The sequence below is a fragment of the Streptomyces sp. SolWspMP-5a-2 genome (assembly GCF_900091845.1).
GTDB lineage: Bacteria > Actinomycetota > Actinomycetes > Streptomycetales > Streptomycetaceae > Streptomyces > Streptomyces doudnae.
In genome coordinates this window covers 1-2,760 of sequence record NZ_FMCI01000349.1, presented here as the reverse complement: position 1 = coordinate 2,760, position 2,760 = coordinate 1, and the positions used below count along the sequence as shown (strand labels likewise).

Sequence of the window (2,760 nt, the reverse complement as noted above, 5' to 3'; positions counted from 1 at the left end):
GGCGCGGGGTCAGGCGGCCGGGGGCGCCGGGCGCAGGCGTTCCACCGCCGCCAGCACCGGGGACACCCCGTCCTCCGCCCTGATCCGGGCCCCCAGGTCGCGGGCGCGGCGGGCGAAGGCCGGGTCGCGGGTGGCGCGGGTGAGCGCCAGGCGCAGCGCGTCCTCGGACAGCCGCCGCAGCGCAAGGGCGTGAGGCGCCACGCCCAGCCGGACCAGCCGCGACGCCCAGAATCCCTCGTCGAACTGGATCGGCACGGGCACCGCGGGAACCCCCGCGCGCAGGCCCGCCGCGGTGGTGCCCGCGCCCGCGTGGTGGACGACGGCGGCCACGCGCGGGAACAGCAGCGCGTGCGGGACCTCGCCGACCGTCAGCATGTCGGGCCCGTGCGCGGCCAGTTCGCCCCAGCCGCGCTGGAACACCCCGCGCAGCCCCGCCCGGCGCAGCGCCCGCACCACCGCCGCGCTCAGCAGATCGGGTCGCGGCACGGTCGCGCTGCCCAGGCCGACGAAGACCGGGGGCGGACCCGCGTCGAGGAAGTCCCGCAGTTCGGCGGGGAGTCGGGTGTCGACGTCGTAGGGCCACCAGTAGCCGGTGATGTCCAGGCCGGGCCGCCAGTCCCGGGGACGGGGCACCACCAGGGAGCTGAACCCGTGCAGGACCGGCGGCGCCAGCCGCTCCCTGGCCCGCCAGGCGGCGAGCGTCCCGCGCCGGGGCAGGCCGAGCCGCCGCCGCAGTCCGGGCAGGACACCGGAGAAGATCTGCTCCACGGAGAGCGCCACCGCCTGCCCCGCGACCCGGTTGCCGACCGCGCCCCAGGACCCGGCGCTCAGCATCGGCGGCGCGAACTCCCGCGTGCCGAACAGGGGTTGGAGCGGGACGTCCAGGCTCGGCAGACCGAGGCCCTCCGCGAGGGTGTGGCCGACGGGACCCACCGCGGGCGCCACCAGCAGCAGGTCGCTGGAGCGGGCCGCGGCCAGCAGGTCGTCGGTCATGGTGCCGATCAGCGACCGGGCCAGCGAGGCCACCCGCACCAGCTTGCCCGCGCGGGTGGTGCTGTGGTGCAGCCCGCGCCCGCGCGAGGACTCCAGCTCGGCGCGCGGGTCGACCGGCAGCGGATGGAAGCGCACCCCCGACCCCGACACCAGCGGGGCGAACGGGGCGTGCGTCACCAGGGTGACCTCGTGTCCGGCGCGGACCAGGCCGTGCCCGAGACCGGTGTAGGGGGCCACGTCACCCCGGGAGCCCGCTGTCATGATCGCTACCCGCACGTCGGCCAGTATGCGGGCCGGACCGCTGCGGGGGCGACAACGACGCGTCCGCGACCGCCACTTCACGCCTGCCGCAGCCGTCGCCCACCGGCCGCTCCCCGTAAGGTCGCCAACTCGCGCCTTCCTTCTACCGCGCGGTCCCGACTCCTGGTCCGAGACCCCGGCCCCGGCCGACCGGAGCCAGTCGTTCAACCGGCCGCCACCAGCGCCGCGGAGGCCGTCAGCAGCGCGCAGCCCAGCAGGAACACCGCGAGCAGCCGCCCGCGCAGCACCCGGTAGCGCTCCTCGTACTCCGCGCGCAGCTCGCGGCCGCGGTCGGCGGTCCGCGTCCACTGGGCGCGCAGCAGCGCCCGGTACTCCGCCTCGAACCGCTCCCGCAGGTCGGCGCGCTGCGCCTCGGTGGCCCAGCCGAGCGAGGCCGTGAAGCGGGCCGCCGCCGCGTCCGCCTCCCGCCGGGCCGTGGTGAGCAGCAGATGGCCCTCGATGTCGTTGAGGAACGCCGCGACGTCCAGCGGGTGCTCGTCCATGGTCGTCACCGGGCCGTCAACTCCCGCTCCCGCGCGCCGGGTTCGAGGTGGTGCAGGTCGAACGCCGGGGACTCGCTGCGGATCCGCGGCAGCGCGGTGAAGTTGTGCCGCGGCGGCGGGCAGGAGGTGGCCCACTCCAGGGAGCGTCCGTATCCCCACGGGTCGTCGACGGCGACCGGCTCGCCGTACCTGGCCGTCTTCCAGACGTTGTAGAGGAACGGCAGGATCGACAGGCCCAGCAGGAAGGAGCTGATCGTCGAGACGGTGTTGAGCGTGGTCAGGCCCTCCACCGCGAGGTAGTCCGGGATGCGGCGCTGCATGCCGTTGACGCCCAGCCAGTGCTGGACCAGGAAGGTGCCGTGGAAACCGGTGAACAGCGTCCAGAAGGTGATCTTGCCGAGCCGCTCGTCGAGCGTCCTGCCGGTGAACTTCGGCCACCAGAAGTGGAATCCGGAGAACATCGCGAAGACGACCGTCCCGAAGACCACGTAGTGGAAGTGCGCCACCACGAAGTAGGAGTCGGAGACGGCGAAGTCCAGCGGCGGCGCGGCCAGGATCACCCCGGTGAGGCCGCCGAACACGAACGTGACGAGGAAGCCCGAGGCCCAGAGCATCGGCGTCTCGAAGCTCAGCGACCCCTTCCACAGCGTGCCGATCCAGTTGAAGAACTTGACGCCGGTGGGCACCGCGATGAGCAGCGTCATGAAGGAGAAGAACGGCAGCAGGACCCCGCCGGTGGCGTACATGTGGTGCGCCCACACCGTCACGGAGAGGCCCGCGATGGCGATGGTCGCGCCGATCAGACCCAGGTAGCCGAACATCGGCTTGCGGGAGAAGACCGGGATGACCTCGCTGATGATGCCGAAGAACGGCAGCGCGATGATGTAGACCTCCGGGTGCCCGAAGAACCAGAACAGGTGCTGCCACAGCAGTGCTCCGCCGTTGGCCGCGTCGAAGACGTGGG

The 2,760-nt window shown here is 73.6% G+C and carries 3 protein-coding genes; all 3 read right to left on the bottom strand.

Annotated features, from left to right (window positions below):
• Nucleotides 1-9 precede the first annotated feature (9 nt).
• Nucleotides 10-1,254, bottom strand: coding sequence for a glycosyltransferase (locus tag GA0115242_RS34560; RefSeq protein ID WP_093835603.1), 1,245 nt, complete (start codon nucleotides 1,252-1,254; stop codon nucleotides 10-12).
• Nucleotides 1,255-1,457: 203 nt separating this feature from the next.
• Complete coding sequence (locus tag GA0115242_RS34555; protein WP_093835604.1) at nucleotides 1,458-1,796, bottom strand: hypothetical protein; 339 nt, start codon at nucleotides 1,794-1,796, stop codon at nucleotides 1,458-1,460.
• Between the two features lie 5 nt (nucleotides 1,797-1,801).
• On the bottom strand, nucleotides 1,802-2,760 hold a 959-nt coding region (locus GA0115242_RS34550; protein ID WP_176729970.1), incomplete at its 5' end, for a cbb3-type cytochrome c oxidase subunit I.